Genomic DNA, 17,472 nt, shown 5'->3' with positions numbered 1-17,472 from the left:
CGAGCGGAGCGAGGAGGAATCATCGGTGGCCGGGAAAGGAGTTCTCGCGGCGGCGCTTTCCTGCCGCGAGAACGGATTGGACGGACACCCCCTCTCCCCCCAAACAGCAAAGGAGTTTTCTATGTCCAAAAGTGCCACCAACTGGTCCGAAGCCGGGGACGGCTTTACCCAAGCGTTTTACGTGCAGCAGCAAGCGCAGCTGTGGTTTTCCGAGGAGATTCCCATCGCGTCGGACGCGGCGGATTGGCGCGCCCTGTCGCCCGCCGAGCGGCAGTGCTACACCCGCGTCTCGGCGGGGCTGAATGCGATGGACACCCTGCAAGGGGAGGTGGGGATGCCCCTCCTTGCGGCGGGCGAGGAGGACCACCAGCGCAAGGCGACCCTGGCGATGTTCGCCTTTATGGAAAACGTGCACGCCCGCTCGTACTCGATGGCGAACAAGACCTTTCTCTCCGCGAGCGAGGAGCGCGACGCCTTTGAGTGGATTGAAGCGCAGCCCCACCTCCAGCGCAAAATCACCGCTTTTCGGCGGCTCTACGAAGAAGGAGACGCCCTCACCCGGATGATGGCCTCGTGCCTGCTGGAAACGGCGCTCTTTTACTCCGGGTTTTTCTATCCGCTGTACCTCGCGGGGCAGGGCAAGATGAGCCACATGGGGGAGGTCTTTACCCTGATTTGCGCGGATGAGGCCCTGCACGGCACGTACGTGGGGCTGCTCTTCCAGGAGCGCTTCGCCGCGCTGCCGGAAGACGAACAAGCGGAGGTCCGCGCCCGCTTTGAGGCGCTGGCCCGCGAGTTTTACGAAAACGAGTGCGGCTACACCGACGAGGTGTACGCGGCGCTGGGGCTGGCGTCGGAGGTCAAGAAGTTCGTGCGCTACAACTTCAACATCTGCTGCGACAACCTCGGCCTAGAGAGGCTTTTCCCCGACGAGGAGGTCAACCCGCTGGTCCTCAACGGGATTCGGACGACGGGGGGCACTACCCACGACTTTTTCAGCATCAAGGGGGCGGGGGGCTACTCCAAGATTGCGGTAACGCCCCTGACCGACGCCGCCGTGCGGGAGGCGTGGGATGCCTAAGCCCTTTGTGCTGCTCACCCAAGAAGACTGCCCGGCGTGCGTGCGGCTGGAACGGATGCTCGCCGGGCCGCTGCGCGGGGCCTTTGACGCGCAGATTGAGGTCGTGCGCCGCGAGGACGGCGAGCGGGCCTTTCTCGCCCTCGCGGAGGAATACGGGGTGCGCTCCACCCCGGCCCTGGTGGAGCGGGGAACGGGGCGGCTTTGCGGAGGGGAGAGCCTGTACGAGGTGCGGACCTTTCTGAGGGGGTAGGGGAGGCCGGGGAGCGCTACCCTGTCTTCCATATGTCTGACGCTCTGCTCACGCTGGAAATCGAAAAACTGGTCGCCGGGGGGTTGGGCCTCGCCCGCGACGAGTCCGGCGTGGTGCTCGTGCGCGGGGCACTGCCCGGCGAGCGGGTGGAAGCGGCAGTCCGCACGGGCCGGGGCGTGCGCCAGGGGATGACCCGCCGGGTGCTTATCCCCAGCCCCGACCGGGTGGACGCGCCCGACCTCCCCACCGTGGACCTCGCGCACGCGGCATACCCCGCTCAGCTCCGCTATAAGCGCGGCTTTGTGGAAGAGGCCCTGAGCCGCATCGCCAAGCTGCGCCATCCGGTGGGTCAGACGGTGCCCAGCCCCCGCGAGTGGCACTACCGCAACACGGCCCAATACCTCGTGACTCCGGCGGGCCTCGCCTACCGCGAGCGCCGGGGCCGCGAGCCGCAGCCTGTCGGCGAAGACCCCCTCGTCATGGAGGCGATAGGGGCCGTGATGGACCGCCTCGACCCGGCACTGCTCGCCCCCGCTGGCGAGGTCGCCTTTCGCGCCAGCCGCCTGACGGGGGAAGTGGTCGCCGCGCTGGTTGGGGCGGGCGAGCCACGCGCGTTTCTGCGGGCTTCGGACCATCTGATGGACGCGGGAGCGGTCGGCGTCAGCCTCGCGGAGCCCGCCGGGCGGCGCTTCGGGGCGGGGGTGCGCCTGGTCGCGGGTGAAGCCGAGGTGCAAGAGGAGTTCGGAAGGGTGCGCGTGGGCGTCACCGCAACGGGCTTCGCGCAGGTCAACCCCGAAGCGGCGGGGTTGGCCTACCTCCGCGCGGCGGAGCTGGCCGGGCAGGGCACCCACGCCGCCGACCTCTACGGCGGGACCGGGGCCATCGGGCGGCACCTTGCGCCCCACTTCACCCGCGTGACGGTCCTCGATTCGGCCCCCGAAGCGCTGGCGCGGGGGCGGCAGGCGGCGGCCCGCGCGGGCGAGCGCAACGTGACCTACCGCAGCGGCGACGCGGCCCGCTTCAGTGAACTCGGCGTGGACGTCATCGTCGTGGACCCGCCCCGCGCTGGGCTGGATCCGGAAGCCCGCGAGCACATCCACGCGAGCACCGCTGACCGCCTGGTGTACGTGAGCTGCGACCCGGCAACCTGGGCGCGGGACGTCGGGGACTTCGTGCGCCGGGGCTGGCAGCTCGGCGAGGTGACCCCCCACGACTTTTACCCTCAGACCAGCCACGTCGAAGTCGTGAGCGTGCTGGAGCGGTAGGGCGTGACTCGCTGCCGTCCCCTCCCGCTGCTCCTCTTGGGGTTGGCCCTTCCCCTCACCGCCTGCCAAGACCGCGAGGCCAGGGCCGAGGTGGCCCGCCTGGAAGCCCGCGTGACCGACCTCGAAGCAAGGGTGGAGGCCCTCCGCGCTGCCGCTCCCCTTTTGGCAGAGGCTACTGCCACCGTGCAGCGGGCCGCTGCCGCCCACTGCGAGGCCGACTTCTCGCGCACGCTGGAGCTGGCCCGGCAGGAGCGCGGCAGCTACCCCGCAGAGGCCGCGCTCACGGTGCCGGGGTCCTGCCAGGGGTTCCGGGTGACCTGGGCGCGCCTCACGCCGCAGGGGTACGCCTTTCGCGTGCTGGACGGGTCCGGGCAGACGTTGGCGTCGGGGGCGGAGGAGTAGGCTGGCCCATGCCTCCCGTGCCCCTCTCTTTCGACGACCCCCGCGCTGCCCGCCTGATGACCGCCCAGCAGCGCGAGCTGCGGACCCTCTACGGCGACACCGACGAGCGCACCGAACCCTTCGACCCCGGCGTGCTCGCGGGCGAGGGCAGCGTGCTGCTGGGGGTGGAGGAGGGCGGCGAGCTGCTGGCGTGCGGTGCCCTCAAGCGCTTGGGGACGGAGAGCGCCGAGGTCAAGCGCCTGTAGACGGTCCCGGAGGCGCGGGGCCGGGGGCTGGGGCGGCAGATTCTGGCAGGGCTGATCGAACGGGGGCGGGCGCTGGGCTACACGCGGCTCGTGCTCGAAACCGGCGACCGTCAGACCGGGGCTTTGCACCTCTACGAATCGGCGGGCTTCCGCCGCATTCCCAACTACGGTTACTCCGTAGGGATGGAAGGCAGCCTGTGCTACGGGCTGGACCTGGGCGAAGCGGCTGAAATGGAGCGGGACGGCTGATAGCCTCGCCCCCATGGGTGACATCGTGGTAATCGGCGCGGGCCTTGCCGGGCTGACGGCGGCGCGGGTGCTGACGCGGGCGGGGTGGCGGGTGCGGGTGCTGGAGGCAGCGGGGCAGGTTGGCGGGCGGGTGACCAGCCGGGTGGTGGACGGCTACACGCTGGACGCGGGCTACCAGGTGTTGTTCCCGGCCTATCCGGCCCTGCGGCGCAACGTGGACCTCGCGGCGCTCGACCTCGTGCCCCTTCTCCCGGCAGGGGTGGTGCGGCGCGGGGAGCGGGCCGACGTGGTGGGTGACCCCCGCCGCGACCCCGCCAGCCTGCCCTCCACCCTGAGCACGAGCGCCCTCACCCTGGCGGACAAGGCGCGGGTGGCCCGGCTCGCCGCGCGGCTGGCGCTGCCCGCCCCCCATACCCTACTCGTCGGCCCGGACGAGACGACCGAGCATTACCTGCGCCGCCAGGGCTTCAGCGAGCGGGCGCTGACGAACTTCTTCCGGCCCTTTTTTGGGGGTATCTTCCTGCGCCGGGACCTGGGGACGAGTGCGCGGCTCTTTCGCTACTACTTCCGGATGCTCTTGGACGGTGGCGCGGCCCTGCCCCGCAGCGGCGTGGGCGAACTCTCCCGGCAGCTCGCGGCGGGGCTGGACGTGAGGACCGGGGTGCGGGTGACCGCGCTGCGGCCCCGGCCCGGCGGCGTGACTCTGGTGACGAGTGCCGGAGAACTCGATGCCGCGTCGGTCCTCGTGGCGACGGACGCGGACACCGCCCAGGCGCTCACCGGCGAGCCGCTCTCGCGGGGGCGGCTGGGGAGCACGTACCTGCACTACGCCTCCACGGTCCGCCTGGATCCCCAGCCCCGGCTGCTGCTCAACGCCGAAGAGGGCTTTCTCAACAACGCCCAGTGGGTCAGCGAGGCGCTTCCGGAGCGGGCACCCGCCGGGGGACACCTCCTCACGGTGACGGTGCTGGGGGTGCCGGACCTCGACGACGACGCCCTCGATGCCCGCGTGCGTGGCGAACTGGGCCGCTGGTACGGGGCGAGGGCGGCGGACTTACGGACCCTGCACATCGAGCGCATTCCTTTTGCGCAGTTTCCCCAGCCCCCGGAGTACGCCGCCACCCTGGCGGGGCACGCGACCGGGCTGCCCGGCGTGCTGCTCGCCTCCGAGGCCACCTCCATGAGCAGCATTCAGGGGGCGATGGAAAGCGGCGAGAAGGCGGCGGCCATCCTCCTCGGCGACCCCGCAGGCATGAGCCGTCCGCGGGGGGCGTAGGGGAGGGGAAGTGGGGAGTGGTGAGTGGGAGCTTCTGCTCTGGCGGAGGTGGCCTTTTCCGCTTCCCACTCACCACTTCCTACTCTCCACTCCCTCTTTCCCCTATCCTCCTCGCATGTCCGCCGCCATTCCCGACCACCTCGTCGTTGCCGCCCGCACGTTGGAAGAAGGCCGCGCCTGGGTGGAAGGCCGCCTGGGGGTCGGGATGCAGCCCGGCGGCGAGCACGCCCTCTTTGGCACCCACAACGCGCTGCTCTCGCTGGGGCCGGACCTCTACCTGGAGGTCATCGCAGTCAATCCGGCGGCCCCCTCACCTCCCCGCCCGCGCTGGTTCGGGTTGGATACGCCGACCGTACGGGCGCGGCTGGAAGGCGGTCCGGTCCTGCTGCACTGGGTGGCCCGCGTGCCGGACCTGCTGGGGGTCGACCTCTCCGGGCATGGGGAGGGGCTGGAGCTGTCGCGCGGCGAGCACCGCTGGACGCTCACCGTTCCGGCAGACGGCTTGCTGCCGGGGGGCGGGCCGCTTCAGGGGGTGCTGCCCAGCCTCATCGCGTGGCACACGCCGCCCCCGCCGACGCGCCTGCCCGACGCCGGGGTGCGCCTGCTGACCCTGCGCCTGGGCACCCCCGACCCGGACGCTCTCCGCGCCTTTCTGAGTGCCCTGCCCCTTGCGGGCGACGTGGAGGTCTACGAGGCTCCGCAGCCCGAACTGGCGGCCTTGCTGGAGACGCCGGGGGGGATGGTGACGCTGTGATACGGAGTCCGGAACATCCGTGCCAGCCCCTGCGCTTCGCTTCGGTGCCTCCACTCCTCTCCGTCAATGCCTGTTCTTCTCCTGGCAGCTGGGGTTCCAGTTCTTGCAGAACTGTTCAACCGGAACTCTTATGACCCGGCGACCGGGCAGCCCGCTGCTTGCACTACAGTTGGCCCCGTGACCGTTCCGCCCGCCGCTCCCGACCCCAGTCCGCCCCCGCAGGGTCCCGCCGCACCCGCTCCGGCTCCGCAGCGCTCGCTGCGGGTCAACACCCTGATTGTGATGGCCGGGACGCTGGGGTCGCGGCTGTCGGGCATCGTGCGCCAGCAGATGGTCAACCTGTTTGACACGTCGCTCACGGACGCCTTTGCGGTCGCCGTGCGAGTGCCGAATCTGTTGCGCGAGCTGCTTGCCGAAGGCGCCCTCGTCAACTCTTTTATTCCGGTCTATAAGACGCTGAATGGGGCCGACCGCAAGCGGCTCGCGCAGGCTTTTAGCGGGGTGCTGGTCGCGGTGAACCTCCTCGTGATGGCGCTGGGCATCTTCGCGGCCCCCTGGATTGTGAACCTCCTGACCGCCGCGAACTCCAACGTGGACCCGGCGCTCGCCACTTACCTCACCCGGCTGGTGATGCCCTTTTTGATGCTCATCAGTCTCTCGGCGGTGGCGATGGGGCTGCTCAATGCCGACGAGCACTTCAAGGAGAGCAGTTTTGCCCCCGTCGCCTTTAACCTCGCGTCCATCGCCGCGCTGCTGCTGCTGCCCAATACAGCGACGTGGCTGGCCTTTGGGTGGCTGATAGGGGGCGCCGCGCAACTCGTGGTGCAGCTTCCGGCCCTGGCCCGCTTCGGGCTGCTGCCCACCCCCGCCCTGCGCAGGCACCCGGCGCTGGGGCGGGTGCTGCGGCAGATGGCTCCCTTCACCCTGACGGCAGGGGCGCGGCAGGTCCTGAACGTGTACGTGACCCGACTGCTGACCAACAGCAGCCAGTTTCCGGTAGGCACCCAGACGGGCTATGCCAACGCTGAGGCCCTCTTCACGATGGCGAATGGTCTTTTCGTGGTGTCGCCCGTCTTGGCCCTCTTTCCGCGCTTCTCGCAGCACGCCGCCGACCGCGACTGGCGGGCCTTTCGGGCGCTCACGGTGCAGGGCCTGCGCACGACCACCTTCTTCGCCGCGCCCATGAGTGCGCTCCTGGTCGCACTGGCCCCCTATGCCGTGAGCCTCTTTAACCTCAGCCGCTCCTATGAGGCCACCAAGTTTCAGGCGGGGGCGGGCATCCTCACCGGGTGGGCGCTGGCGCTGGTGCCCTGGGCGGTCGTGACCGTGCTGCTGCGGACCTTTTACGCCCGCGAGCGCACCCGCGAGGCCGTCGCCGTCAGCGCCGCGGGCTTCGTGCTGGAGGTCGGGCTGTACCACGCGCTGGTGCCCCGGCTGGGGTTCTTGGGCTTTGGCGTCAGCACGGCGGTCAGCGGCGTGCTGATGGCGGGGGCGCTCATCTTGATGTACCGCCGCGCCCTGGGCTTTCCCTCGCGGGAGGTCGCCGGGCACCTGGGGCGGGTGGTGCCCCTCGCCGCCGTTTCAGGGCTGGTTGCCTGGCTGGTCTCGCTGGTGATGCCCAGTCCCGGCTTTATCGTGCCCGGCATGGTTGGGTTGGCGCTGGCAGGCGGCGCAGGCCTGGCTGCCTACCTCGCTGGGGCACTGGCCTTGCGGTTACCGGAGGTGGCAGGCGTGCTGCGGCGGCTGGGACGCTGAGGGAGCAAACGCGAGCCGCCCGCGTCACATCGCTTCGAGACTGAGGGTGGGCGTCCGCGTGCCGGCCACCCGGTCCCAGCTCCAACCCGCCTGCCGCACCATCGCGTGCAGGGCGCGCCGCAGGGCCGCTTCGCCCTCCAAGCGGGCCGCGAAGTCGGCGTCGTCACGCAAGGGAAGTCCGGCCTCCCGCAGCGCCGCGAGGTCCGGCAGGGGAGGAACGGGCGGGTCGCTGTCGTGGACCTGGGCAAACGATTCCAGCATGCCCATGACTGAGGCCCGCAGGGTCCGCAGTCCCCGCAGGCGCGGCCCCTTGAGGCCGTGCTCGGCAATCAGGAGGGCCTCGCCCAGCGCGGGCAGCAGCAGGTGCACGTCTTCTTCGGCGAAGCGGTCGTGAAAGCGGTGCAGGTAGGGTGCATTGCGGTGCTGGGCGTCCACCTGCACGAGGTCGCTCGCCATCTCTGCAAAGAGGCCCTCTAGCCCCTGCGGGTGCTCCTGCCAGCCGGAGAGCACGAGTTGCTGGGCGGTGTCTCCGGCGCGGTGAATGCGCAGGGCGAGTTCGCGCCGCGCCCCGTGCGCCTGCGCGAGCGGCGTCAGGAAGGTGATGGAAAAAGTCACCAGAAAAAAGCCGTCCAGCGCGGCGAGGGCCGTCAGCACTCTGGGAAGCTGGCCTTCGGGCCGCAGCTCGCCCAAGCCCAGGGTGCTGATGGTGAAGCCCACGAAGTACACGACCGCGCCGAGCTGCGCCTGGGTGCCCTCGTCGGCCCCCACCACCCAGCCGGGCACCGACCAGAAAATCAGCACCCAGCCCAGCCAGGTCAGCGCAATCCACACCAGCAGCGTGCCGATGACGAGGACGCCGGGCGTCCAGGCCAGGACCTCGCGGGGATGAACCAGCCGCGAGAGCGCCCGCATCGGTCGGTACAGGCCCGTATGAACCAGCCGGGTGAGGCGGCCCTCGCCCGACTTCAGGCTGGTCACCAGCAGGTCGGCCAGCACGGCGAGCAGAATCAGGGTGCCGGGCACCCACAGCAGCGAACGGAGCATGGCGGGCATTGTGTCAGGCGCCGGGGGTGGGGACCTGTGCCGCCCGTTACCGGGAGCGCACGCCCAGCACCGCAGAGGCCAGCAGCGCCAGCCGCTCGCGCCCCCGGTAACGCCAGTCGGGAGGCCAGTTCAGCGGGCTGGGGCTGGCGTTCGCACGCATGCCCAGGGCGCGCGCCAGCCCCAGGGCGCGGGGCATGTGCGCCGGGTCCGTCACCAGGGTGACGGGGGTGCCGGGCGGCAGCAGGGCGCGGGCACCGCGCAGGTTGTCGGCGGTGGTGCGGCTTTTCGTCTCGGCAAGCAGGGCCGGGGCCGGAACTCCCGCCGCCCGCAGGTACCGCACGCCGACTGCCCCCTCGGTGTGGGGGTCGCCGGGTTGCCGCCCGCCCGTGACCACGATGCGGCGCACCACACCCGCCCGGTACAGGGCAAGGGCGTGGTCGAGCCGCCGGGCAAAGGCGGGGCTGGGCGTGCCGGCGTACTGCGCGGCCCCCAGCACCACGGCGGTGGAATGGGGCGTGCTCGCCGGAGCGGGCAGCCGCGGCATCAGCACAAAGCCGAGGAGCAGGCCAAGCAGCACCAGCAGCGGCAGCAGCGAAGCGGCAGACCCCCGGTCACGCATGGGAGCTGGAGCGTAGCACGGCATTCTGCGGCCTGCTCTTGCACCAGCGCGGCCCGCGCCGCCTTCCACCCCGCAAAGAGCGTGCTACGCTCGGCGCACTTCGCCCCGGTGGAGTCACCTCTTATGCCCAAAACCCTCGTCATCGTCGAGTCGCCCGCTAAGGCCAGAACCATCGAGAAATACCTCGGAAAGGGGTACGCGGTGGAGTCCTCCATCGGGCATATCCGCGACCTGCCCAAGAGTGCCGCCGACATCCCGGAGAAGTACCGCGGCAAGGCATGGGCACGGCTCGGTTTGGACGTAGAGGACGATTTTCGGCCCCTGTACGTCGTCGCGCCCGAAAAGCGCCAACATGTCGCTCGCTTAAAAAAACTGGCTGCCGAAGCCGACGAGATCATTCTGGCGACCGACGACGACCGCGAGGGCGAAAGCATCGCCTGGCACCTCTACCAGGAACTCAAGCCCAAGGTTCCGGTTCGGCGCATGGTCTTTCACGAAATCACCAAAGAAGCCATCGAGCAGGCCATCCGCAACCCCCGCGACATCGACACCAACCTCGTCGAGGCGCAGGAAGCCCGCCGAGCCCTTGACCGACTCTACGGGTACGAGGTCAGCCCGGTGCTGTGGAAAAAGGTCGCGCCGCGGCTCAGTGCGGGCCGGGTGCAGTCGGTGGCAACCCGGATGCTCGTCGAGCGCGAGCGCGAGCGGATGCGCTTTGTTTCTGCGGTGTGGTGGGACCTTCTGGTCACCGGGCGCACGGCGGCGGGCGCAACCTTTCCCGCCCGCCTCACCGAAGTGGACGGGGTGCGCCTGGCGACGGGCAAGGACTTCGACCCCCTGACGGGCCGTCTGAAGGAGGGCGCAGCGGTGCGCCTCTTGGACGAGGCGGCGGCCCGCGCCCTCGCAGATGGCCTCACCGGGCAACTCCTGACGGTCACCTCGGCGGAGGAAAAGCCCTTTACCCAGCGGCCCTACGCGCCCTTTATCACCTCCACCCTCCAGCAGGAGGGCAGCCGCAAGCTGGGCTTTGCGGCCACCCGGACAATGCGGGCCGCACAGCGGCTTTATGAGGGCGGGTACATCACCTACATGCGGACCGACTCGACCACCCTCTCTTCGGAAGCGGTGACGGCGGCCCGCACCCAGGTGAAGTCGATGTATGGCCCGGAATACCTTGCGGGGCAGCCCCGCGTGTACACCAAAAAGGCCAAGAACGCGCAAGAAGCGCACGAGGCGATTCGGCCCGCCGGGTCGAGCTTCCGCACGCCCGATTCGCTGCGCGGCGAGCTGGGCACGGGGAGCGATGAGTGGCGGCTCTACGACCTGATTTGGAAGCGCACGGTCGCTTCTCAAATGGCCGATGCGCGGGGCCGCAGCCTGCGGGTGCGCCTGGCGGGGAGGGCCATGACCGGGGAGGCCGTGACCCTGAGTGCCTCCGGGCGCACGATTGACTTTCCCGGTTTCCTGCGGGCTTACGTCGAGGGCAGCGACGACCCCGCCGCCGCTCTCGAAGACCGCGAGACGCCGCTGCCTCCGCTGCGGGAGGGTGACCGCGTGACCGCCGAGGCGGTGAGGGCCGAGGACCACGCCACGCAGCCCCCCGCCCGCTACACCGAAGCCAGCCTCGTGCAGGCGCTGGAGGCGGCGGGCATCGGGCGGCCCTCGACCTACGCTTCGATTCTGGGCACCATCCAGGACCGGGGCTACGCGGTGAAAAAGGGACAGGCCCTCGTGCCCACCTGGACCGCCTTTGCGACCTCCGCCCTGCTGGAGGGGCATTTCGGCGAGTTGGTTGACTATGACTTCACCGCCCAAATGGAAGAAGCCCTCGACGACATCGCGGGCGGGCGGGCGCAGCGGGTGCCCTACTTGCGGCGCTTCTACCTGGGGGAAGGCGGTGAGGGGGTGGCGCTGCGGCCCCTCATCGATTCCAAGATGGGCGAGATAGACGCCCGCGGCATCGCCACCATCGAGGTGCCCCGGCTCGCGGGAAGCGGCATCGAGGTGCGGGTGGGCCGCTACGGGGCCTACATGCAGCGCGGCGAGGAAAAAGTCAACCTCCCCGATGACCTGCTGCCTGATGACCTCACGCTGGAGAGGGCCGAGGAGCTGCTCAGCCGCCCCAGCGGAGACCGGGTGCTGGGCGAGGACCCCGCGACCGGGCATCCGGTGGTCGTGCGGGCGGGGCGCTACGGCCCCTATGTGACCCTGGGGGACGAGACGCCGCCCCTGCGCTCGGCGAGCCTCTTTCCCGGCGAGGACCCCGCCGCCCTCACGCTCGAACGGGCGCTGCAACTGCTCAGTTTGCCCCGGCTTGTCGGCGTCTCGGAAGGCGAGGAAATCTGGGCGATGAACGGCAGGTTTGGCCCGTATCTGCGGCGCGGGGGCGACTCGCGCAGCCTCGCTTCGCACGAGCAACTGTTCACGGTGACCCTGCCCGAAGCCGAGGCCCTCTTCCGGCAACCGCGCTTCCGGGGGAGGGGGGCCGCCGCCGCGCCGCTGCGGACCTTCGAGTACGAGGGCCGCGCGCCCATCTTGCTCAAGTCGGGCCGTTACGGGCCGTACCTCACCGATGGCGAGAAAAACGCCACCCTCCGCAAGGGCGAGGACGAGGGAACCCTCACCGCCGAACGCGCCCTGGAGATTTTGGAAGAGCGCGGCAAGGAACCCAAGAAGAAAGCGGGCACACGGACCGCCAAGGCAGGCGCAAAGGCCGGGGCCAAGGCGGGCACGGCGAAAAAGGCCCCCAAGGCCACGGCGGCCAAAACCGCCGCGAAGAAAACTTCGGCCAAAGCCCCCGCCCTGAGTTGGGCCGACCTGAAACCCCACCTCGCGGTCCTCAGCGACACCGAGCGGACGCTGCTGACCGCGACCCGCGACGGGGGGCGCAAGGTTGAGGACGTGGCCGGCGAACTCGGTCTGGACGTGAACAAAGCGAAAGGTCTGGTCCTGCAAGCGAGCAAGAAGCTCCACCGGGCGGCGCGGGGAGAGGGGCGCTGAGGCTCTTGCCCCCGCGCCCCCCCCGCCCGGAGCCGCCCCAGGCCCTGCACCTCGTGCGGCTGGCGGGGGGTACGCCGGGCGAGTGGGTGACCCTTCCCGGCGGGGGCTTGCGGGTGCTCGCGTTGCCGGGCAAGGTGGGTGGCCCTCCCGTCACGGGCTGGCTGACTTGCCTCGCGGGTGAAGCGGTCCTCGACCTGCCGCACGGCGAGTTCGTGCGCCTGCGGGCCGCCGAGGGCTACCGGGTCACGCCCACTCAGCCCTGGACAGCCCTGCCCGTGCGGACGGGGACGGTGCTGCTCCTCGTGCCGCAGGCGGAAGGGCGGGACGCTTGACGCCCCCCGGCGGTGCTAGCGTGCGGGTATGACGGCGGACGTGCGCGTAGGGGCCAGAGTGCTGGAAAAAGCCGCCTCCGGGGTGCGGCTGGAGGCGGAGGAGTTGGAGGCGCTGTACGCCCTGCCCCTGCCGGAGGTGGCGGCGGTCGCGCATGGGCTGCGGCTCACGCGTGCTCCCGCCGAGGTCGTCACGTTCCTGATTGACCGCAACATCAACTACACCAACATCTGCAACGTGGGCTGCAACTTCTGTGCCTTTTACCGCACTCGTCGCCAGCCCGACAGCTACGTGCTGGACTATGAGCAGGTCAGCGCCAAAATCCGCGAGCTGGAGGCGGTGGGGGGCACCCGCATCCTGCTTCAGGGCGGGGTCAATCCGGCGCTGGGGCTGGACTACTACACCGGGCTGCTGCGGCACGTCCGCGAGCATCACCCCACCATCCGCATCGACGCCTTCTCGCCCGAAGAGATTCTCTTCATGGAAAAGACCTTTGGCCTGAGCCTGGACGCCCTGCTGGACACCCTGATAGACGCCGGGCTGCACGGGCTACCGGGGGCGGGGGGCGAGATTCTGGAAGACGAGGTCCGGGCCAGGGCGGCCCCCGCCCGCATCCGCTCGGCAGACTGGTTCCGCATCATCGACGCGGCGCAGCAAAAGGGGCTGTACACCATCGCCACCATGGTGATTGGGTTTGGCGAGACGGTCGCGCAGCGGGTGCGCCACCTCACCCGCCTGCGCGAGCAGCAAGACCGGGCGCTGCGCGAGTACGGCGGCAACGGCTTTGCGGGCTTTGCCCTGTGGACCCTCCAGACCGAGCACACCCGCCTTGCGGGGAAAGCCCCCGGTGCCTCTGCCCACGAGTACCTTCAGCAACTCGCGGTGGCCCGCATCGCTCTGGACAACTTCCCCCACCTGCAAGCCTCCTGGCCGGGGCAGGGCTTCAAGGTCGCGCAGGCCGCGCTCTACTACGGCGCGAACGACCTCGGCTCGACCATGCTGGAGGAAAACGTCGTCTCGGCGGCGGGGGGGCACGGGCGGCACCGGGCCACCGTCCGCGAACTCGTGCGGATTGCCGTGGACGCGGGCTTTACCCCCGCCATTCGCAACAGCCGCTTTCACATCATCGAGTGGCCCGACGTAGAAGCGGTGCTGGGCCGGGCCGAGCACAATCCCGAAGCCGGGCGGGCGGTGGGGGTCTAGGGTTCCTCGCTCCAGCTCAGGCGGGGTGCCCCTCCCGTGACCGGGCCAAGGGGCGGCGGGTCCCCTCCAGGCCCCTGGTGCCCCCGTCAGCACCGAGATTCAGCCGGGTCTGCCGAGCCGCGGCGTGGGCCAGCAGCGCGAGCAGCACCATCAAGACGAGCAGAGCGAACATGGGCACCAGGGTAGGGGAGAGGGCTTCTCATGTGCCTTGCTGCGGCCTGAAGGTGAAGGGGGGACGGTGAACTTCCCTCCAACTCTCCCTCACGCGGGGGGGCGGCTGCACCCTCACACTGAGCCGCGTGACGACGCGCATCGCCGGAAAAAAAGTGCTGGCCATCGTCCTCGCCGGGGGCAAGGGCAGCCGCCTTTCTCCGCTGACGACCGAACGGGCCAAGCCCGCCGTGCCCTTTTTGGGCACCTACCGCCTGATTGACTTTCCGCTTTCCAATCTCGTCCACAGCGGCGTGCAGGACGTGTGGGTGGTCGAGCAGTACCTGCCGCACGGCCTCAATGACCACCTGTCGGGCGGGCGGCCCTGGGACCTCGACCGCACGCGGGGCGGGCTGGTGGTGATGCCGCCCTTTTCCAGCCCGGAGAACGAGGACGGCGAGTTCGCCCATGGCAACGCCCACGCCCTCGCCCAGCACGTGCCGCTGATGCGCGAGTTCGGCCCCGACGTAGTGCTCGTCATGAGCGCCGACCACATCTACAAGCTCGATTACTCCGAGGTGATTCGCGCCCACATCCGCCACGGGGCCAGCGTCACGATGGTCACGACCGAGCTGGCGGACGAGGCCCAGGCCACCCGCTTCGGCAACGTGCGGGCAAACCGCGAGGGCAAGGTCACGAAGTTCGCCTACAAACCTGACCAGCCGCTTGGCAAGACCGTGACCGCCGAAGTCTTCGTGTACGACGCGAAGATTTTGATGGAAACCCTGGAGGAGCTGGAGCGGCAGGGCGAGCTGGGCGACTACGGCGAAGAGCTGCTGCCCGCCCTCGTGGCGCGGGGGGACGCCTACGCCTACCCGCTGGAGGGTTACTGGATGGACGTGGGCACGCTCGACGCCTACATGCAGACCCACCAGGATTTTCTGGACGGCCAAGGCTTTGAGCTGGACACCCCCGACTGGCCCTTTATCACCAGCTCGATTGCCCGGCCCCCCACCCGCGTTCACGGCTCGGCGCGGCTGGACCACGCCTATGTCTGCGGCGGGGCCGTGATTGCGGGCGAGGTCATCAGCAGCGTGGTTGGTCCCAACGCGGTTGTGGAGGAGGGGGCCAGCGTGCGGCACAGCATCGTGCAGCCGGGGGCGGTCATCCGGGCCGGGGCGCGGGTGAGCCGGGCCATCGTGGACGTGGGCGCGGTCGTGGAGGAAGGTGCGGTCGTGGGCGGCCAAAGCGCCAACAGCCGCCTGAGCGTGATTGGAGCGCACAGCACCGTGCAAGCGGGGGCCAAAGTCGGCCCCGGCCTCATCGTCGAGCCGCGCCGGACCGTCCGCGCCGGGCGGGAAGGGGAGGTCACCCAGCCCGCCGAGCGGGACGACCAAGGCGGAAAGTAGGGGCCGGGGAGGCGCTTCCATTTGGCTCTGCCCCCGCCGGCTACACTGCCGGGCGATGAGCGCCGCCCTCCGCCCCCCTCATACCCTGTCGGTCGCCCCGATGATGGACTGGACCGACCGGCATTGCCGGGTCTTTCACCGCACCCTGACCCGCCGCACCCTGCTCTACACCGAGATGGTCACGACGGGGGCCATCTTGCACGGCGACCGCGAGCGGCACCTGGGCTTTTCCGGGGTCGAGCACCCGGTCGCCCTGCAACTCGGCGGCTCGGACCCGGCGGCCCTCGCGGAATGCGCCCGCATCGCCGAAGACTGGGGCTACGACGAGGTCAACCTCAACTGCGGCTGTCCGTCGGACCGGGTGCAGAGCGGCGCGTTCGGGGCCTGCCTGATGGCGACCCCGGACGTGGTGGCCCGCGCTGTGGAGGCGATGCGGGGCGCGACCCGCCTTCCCGTCACGGTCAAGCACCGCATCGGCATCGACGACCAAGACAGCTTCGCGCACCTCACCCGCTTCGTGGCGGCAGTCGCGGCGGCGGGGGCCGAAACCTTCATCGTCCACGCCCGCAAAGCGTGGCTCTCCGGCCTCTCGCCCAAGGAAAACCGTGAGGTGCCGCCCCTGCGCTACGAGGTCGTGCGGCAACTCAAGGCCGACTTTCCGTGGCTGACGGTGGTTCTCAATGGCGGGGTCCTCAGCCTGGAGGCGGCCCGCGAGCATCTGCGCTGGGCCGACGGCGTGATGATCGGGCGGGCGGCCTACGGGGAGCCGTACCTCCTGGCGACCGCCGACCGGGACGTGTTTGGGGAAGACGTGACTCCGCCCACCCGCCGCGAGGCCATCGAAGTTTTCCTGCCTTACGTCGCCGCGCAGCTAGAGCGGGGCCAGCCCCTGCACCGGCTGATGCGGCATACCCTGGGCCTCTTTGCCGGGCAGCCGGGGGCACGGCACTGGAAGCGCACGCTCAGCGAGCGGGGGCACCTGCCCGGAGCGGGGCTAGAGGTTGTGCGCGAGGCGCTGGCGGGGGTGCCAGAGAGCGTGCTGGAGGCACGGGCGGGGGTGGCGGAGATTGCCCCACCTAGGGCCGCACCGGAAGCAGCTCGTACACGCTCTTGACGCTGCCGTTGTCAAAGGTCAGCTTGCCGATGACGCCCAGACGGGTGTACACCCGGTCGGTGCGGGCGCGGACGTTGAGGGGCAGGGTGAAGATGAGGCGGCTGCCTTCCTGCCGGAAGCGGATGGCAGTGCCGCCCGCGGGGGGCCAGCGGTCCACCCCCGGCAGGCTGAGTTTGCCCGTTTTTCCGCCCTCGCGGTACTCCAGCTCGTAGCGGAACTCGGCGGCGACGGGACGCGCTCCGTTGGGCACCGTCTCGATGACCAGGTCGCACAGGTGCGCCCGCCCCGCCAGCAGCTCGGCGCGGACGGCCCCGCTCGCCGCGTCGCGGCAGGCCGTGAAAGACCACTCGGTGAACCGGGGAGCGCCCACCGCCGCCGTGCCCGCCGCCCCGGCGGGAGCAGCTCCGGCAGAGGTTTTTGCCCGGCCATAGGACTGGCAGCCATTGACGCCCGCCCAGGCCACGTCAAAGCCCCGCGCCGGGAAGGTGTAGGTGAGGGCCTGGCCCCCGCTGCGCCGATTGACCCGCACCACCAGCCGCTTGCCCGCGTTCAGCCCGGCGGCGATTTGCGCGACGACCGCGCCCTGAAAGCCGATATTGCGGGTCAGCACATTCTCCCCGCGGTCCACGACGGTCACGAGGTCCGCGTCGCGCAGCACGACCGGGGGGTCGTCGCCCAGCCGAATGGTTACGGTGGGTTTGAGGCCCGCATAGGCGTCTTCCTCGCTCAGAAGGGCGTTTTTGGTCGCCAGTGAGGCCCACAGCTCTGGGCGGTCGCGGTCGGCGCAGCGCAGGGCAAACCGCGTCTGCCCGGAGGTATCATTCACCTCGTCGATGACCACGGTGCCCGTGTTCGCGTCGGTGATGGGGTCGCGGGCCGCCGAGTAGTAGGTATAGGTGCCGGGCACGCGGGTCGCCGCGAGCGCCGTGCTGGAGAGGGCCGCGCTCATGAGGCCGCCAAGAAGCAGGATTCGCCGCATGCCCCCACTGTGCCTCAACTTGCCTGCTCCGGGGGCCGCACATGAGGAAGCGGGCGGGGAAAAAAGCCCCCCTCCACACCGCCCCACTGCCGTGCTATTATCCCCGTCGCCCACCGGCCTCAGCCGGAGCGCCACCCGCGGAGAGGTGCCAGAGTGGTTGAATGGGTCGGTCTCGAAAACCGAAGTAGTCGCAAGGCTACCGTGGGTTCGAATCCCACCCTCTTCGCCAGACAAAACGCCAGCCCTCAAGGGGGTTGGCGTTTTTGCTCTGGGGGCGGAGTTGGACCGGAGGAGGGAAGACGGATGCTGCTTGACCCGCCAACGAAGTGCTTTCGTCCGAGCGGACT

Annotated in this window: 17 protein-coding genes, 1 tRNA gene and 1 pseudogene; 15 read left to right on the top strand and 4 right to left on the bottom strand. The window is 70.1% G+C overall.

Features of this window, described 5'->3' with window-relative positions; genetic code table 11:
- Positions 1–121 precede the first annotated feature (121 nt).
- The 9 genes and pseudogenes from H565_RS0105080 to murJ all read left to right on the top strand — a co-directional run bounded on the left by H565_RS0105080 (position 122) and on the right by murJ (position 7,277).
- The gene (locus H565_RS0105080) at positions 122–1,081 is read left to right on the top strand and encodes a ribonucleotide-diphosphate reductase subunit beta (RefSeq protein WP_027460089.1); all 960 of its coding nucleotides are present in this window, start codon (positions 122–124) and stop codon (positions 1,079–1,081) included.
- Positions 1,074–1,331 carry a thioredoxin domain-containing protein gene (locus H565_RS0105075; protein ID WP_027460088.1) on the top strand — a complete coding sequence of 86 codons (258 nt, stop codon included), beginning with the start codon at positions 1,074–1,076 and terminating at the stop codon, positions 1,329–1,331. The genes H565_RS0105080 and H565_RS0105075 overlap by 8 nt, the downstream gene beginning before the upstream one ends.
- A 32-nt stretch (positions 1,332–1,363) precedes the next feature.
- Complete coding sequence (locus H565_RS0105070) at positions 1,364–2,596, top strand: class I SAM-dependent RNA methyltransferase (protein WP_027460087.1); 1,233 nt, start codon at positions 1,364–1,366, stop codon at positions 2,594–2,596.
- Between the two features lie 3 nt (positions 2,597–2,599).
- Positions 2,600–2,998: a hypothetical protein gene (locus H565_RS0105065; RefSeq protein WP_027460086.1), complete on the top strand. Its 399-nt coding sequence runs from the start codon at positions 2,600–2,602 to the stop codon at positions 2,996–2,998.
- 8 nt (positions 2,999–3,006) lie between these two features.
- A complete protein-coding gene (locus tag H565_RS16810) occupies positions 3,007–3,243 on the top strand; it encodes a hypothetical protein (protein WP_245576165.1) in 237 nt (78 codons plus the stop codon).
- Positions 3,244–3,258: 15 nt separating this feature from the next.
- Positions 3,259–3,492: pseudogene (locus tag H565_RS16805) on the top strand (GNAT family N-acetyltransferase); the annotation flags it as partial.
- A 13-nt stretch (positions 3,493–3,505) separates the two neighbouring features.
- Positions 3,506–4,768 carry an NAD(P)/FAD-dependent oxidoreductase gene (locus tag H565_RS0105055; RefSeq protein ID WP_027460085.1) on the top strand — a complete coding sequence of 421 codons (1,263 nt, stop codon included), beginning with the start codon at positions 3,506–3,508 and terminating at the stop codon, positions 4,766–4,768.
- A 115-nt stretch (positions 4,769–4,883) separates the two neighbouring features.
- Entirely contained in the window at positions 4,884–5,522 is a 639-nt protein-coding gene (locus H565_RS0105050) for a VOC family protein (protein WP_027460084.1), read from the top strand.
- A 177-nt stretch (positions 5,523–5,699) separates the two neighbouring features.
- Positions 5,700–7,277, top strand: a complete 1,578-nt coding sequence (gene murJ / locus H565_RS0105045) for a murein biosynthesis integral membrane protein MurJ (RefSeq protein WP_425387387.1) — start codon at positions 5,700–5,702, stop codon at positions 7,275–7,277.
- Between the two features lie 24 nt (positions 7,278–7,301).
- On the opposite strand, the gene H565_RS0105040 is transcribed toward murJ, so the two are convergent.
- A complete protein-coding gene (locus tag H565_RS0105040; protein ID WP_084542899.1) occupies positions 7,302–8,321 on the bottom strand; it encodes a potassium channel family protein in 1,020 nt (339 codons plus the stop codon).
- A gap of 46 nt (positions 8,322–8,367) precedes the next feature.
- Entirely contained in the window at positions 8,368–8,940 is a 573-nt protein-coding gene (locus H565_RS0105035) for a YdcF family protein (protein ID WP_027460081.1), read from the bottom strand.
- 123 nt (positions 8,941–9,063) lie between these two features.
- Here H565_RS0105035 and topA point away from each other — a divergent pair, with 123 nt between their 5' ends.
- From topA to mqnC, 3 genes are read left to right on the top strand one after another with little or no spacing between them, the layout of a single operon-like run.
- Positions 9,064–11,940 (top strand): type I DNA topoisomerase, encoded by a 2,877-nt coding sequence (gene topA / locus H565_RS0105030; protein ID WP_027460080.1) that lies wholly within the window; start codon positions 9,064–9,066, stop codon positions 11,938–11,940.
- 5 nt (positions 11,941–11,945) lie between these two features.
- Positions 11,946–12,272, top strand: a complete 327-nt coding sequence (locus H565_RS0105025) for a hypothetical protein (RefSeq protein WP_027460079.1) — start codon at positions 11,946–11,948, stop codon at positions 12,270–12,272.
- Between the two features lie 28 nt (positions 12,273–12,300).
- Entirely contained in the window at positions 12,301–13,473 is a 1,173-nt protein-coding gene (mqnC, locus tag H565_RS0105020; protein ID WP_027460078.1) for a cyclic dehypoxanthinyl futalosine synthase, read from the top strand.
- Positions 13,474–13,489: 16 nt separating this feature from the next.
- On the opposite strand, the gene H565_RS16290 is transcribed toward mqnC, so the two are convergent.
- Positions 13,490–13,645, bottom strand: a complete 156-nt coding sequence (locus H565_RS16290) for a hypothetical protein (protein ID WP_157468883.1) — start codon at positions 13,643–13,645, stop codon at positions 13,490–13,492.
- Positions 13,646–13,772: 127 nt separating this feature from the next.
- Between H565_RS16290 and H565_RS0105010 the strand changes: the two genes are divergently transcribed.
- Positions 13,773–15,032, top strand: coding sequence for a glucose-1-phosphate adenylyltransferase family protein (locus tag H565_RS0105010; protein ID WP_027460077.1), 1,260 nt, complete (start codon positions 13,773–13,775; stop codon positions 15,030–15,032).
- Between the two features lie 55 nt (positions 15,033–15,087).
- Positions 15,088–16,146 (top strand): tRNA dihydrouridine(20/20a) synthase DusA, encoded by a 1,059-nt coding sequence (gene dusA, locus H565_RS14365; RefSeq protein ID WP_051363424.1) that lies wholly within the window; start codon positions 15,088–15,090, stop codon positions 16,144–16,146.
- On the opposite strand, the gene H565_RS0105000 is transcribed toward dusA, so the two are convergent.
- Positions 16,109–17,125, bottom strand: coding sequence for a hypothetical protein (locus H565_RS0105000; RefSeq protein WP_034408435.1), 1,017 nt, complete (start codon positions 17,123–17,125; stop codon positions 16,109–16,111). The genes dusA and H565_RS0105000 overlap by 38 nt on opposite strands.
- A 139-nt stretch (positions 17,126–17,264) precedes the next feature.
- Here H565_RS0105000 and H565_RS0104995 point away from each other — a divergent pair.
- Positions 17,265–17,354, top strand: a tRNA-Ser gene (locus tag H565_RS0104995).
- Positions 17,355–17,472: the final 118 nt, after the last annotated feature.

It is taken from the genome of Deinococcus murrayi DSM 11303 (assembly GCF_000482805.1).
Lineage (GTDB): Bacteria > Deinococcota > Deinococci > Deinococcales > Deinococcaceae > Deinococcus > Deinococcus murrayi.
Note: the sequence above shows the minus strand (reverse complement) of the source record. Positions and strands in the feature narration are given on the sequence as shown.